The sequence below is a fragment of the Desulfobulbus elongatus DSM 2908 genome (assembly GCF_000621145.1).
Lineage (GTDB): Bacteria > Desulfobacterota > Desulfobulbia > Desulfobulbales > Desulfobulbaceae > Desulfobulbus > Desulfobulbus elongatus.
Window position 1 is genome coordinate 1 of sequence record NZ_JHZB01000097.1, and the last position, 1,119, is coordinate 1,119.

Annotated in this window: 1 protein-coding gene and 1 pseudogene; both read right to left on the reverse strand. The window is 52.5% G+C overall.

Annotated elements, in window-relative coordinates:
* Positions 1-76: 76 nt before the first annotated feature.
* Positions 77-640 carry a hypothetical protein gene (locus Q362_RS23275; RefSeq protein WP_281172918.1) on the reverse strand — a complete coding sequence of 188 codons (564 nt, stop codon included), beginning with the start codon at positions 638-640 and terminating at the stop codon, positions 77-79.
* Positions 620-1,015 (reverse strand): annotated as a pseudogene (locus Q362_RS24800) (hypothetical protein); the annotation flags it as partial. The pseudogene Q362_RS24800 and the gene Q362_RS23275, both read right to left, overlap by 21 nt.
* Positions 1,016-1,119 lie beyond the last annotated feature (104 nt).

Here is a 1,119-nt window from a genome sequence, read left to right on the forward strand (position 1 = left end):
CTTGTTGTGAAATGATAAAATCAATTTACCGCACATGGGGATTGGGGCAATAGGTTTTACAGGGTTACGGGGTTTTTCAACGGGCTGTTATGCTCACATCGCCACTGCCGGTTGCGAACCATCCGACAAGACCACCGGTGGATTGCACTTGTGCGCCATCTTCAATGATCAAAGTTCCATCGCCATATTTGCCAACTCCAATCCGGTCCGTTGACTCCCAACGTGATCCGGTTCCCTGTATTGTAACCGTACCCGTCGCTCCAACTGCATCGCCCAAACTCGCCCCGGCACTGTTGACCTGTCCCTGATCAAGGATATCCAAAGTTCCGTTCCCGCTCGTACCTCCAGGGTCGGCCTGATCTCCACCGATGGCGAGAAACCCGCTCGACCAAGAGGACCCCGCGCCAGTAACCGTTGCTGAACTCGCCGAGTGTCGACCAATGACCGCGCCCACACTTGTTACCGTGCCTGCATCTTCAATGTGAAGTTCTGCCATTCCATACGAGCCGACGAATAATTGATCGGTGTTGGTCCACAGACTGTCGGCCCCCGTTACAGTGACTGTGCTTGTTAAGCCATTGTCGAGGTTCCCGATCGCACCAATAGTATTAGAGACATGGCCACCGCCGGTAATGTCCATTGTTCCCTGACCACCGCCGCCGACCATCAAGCCTCCGGTATTGATCCACGAAGAATTGCTCCCTGCTATGGTCGCAGTACCGTCGGATCCGAGACCATCGCCCAATATGCCGTTTTCACTCGTCACCTGACCGGAGACAACATTCAACGTCCCGGAACCGGCAAAGCCGACAAACAAAGAATGCGTTGTAGAAAAATTTGAATTGTCATTAAGCGTGATTGTCCCTTCACCTCCCGCTGCCGCACCTAAATAGGCCGTATCCGTATTTGCGGAAGAACCGCTTGCAAGCGTCAATTGCCCCGTGCCAGCATTGCCGATGTAAAAATTTCCACTATTGGTCCAGATAGCGGAAGAAGAGATCCCGGCGTTTCCTGAAGAACCGCTATTATACCTGAATCAGTGACAGCCATGGCCGGATTTCCCTTTCATGGTTCTGTTAAGTCGTTTTTCAGGGAGTGACTTCTCCCCAAGTTGGCATA

Coding starts and splice junctions, on each gene's coding strand:
- Q362_RS23275 (WP_281172918.1), bottom strand. CDS start 640: ATGGACATTACCGGCGGTGGCCATGTCTCTAATACTATTGGTGCGATC.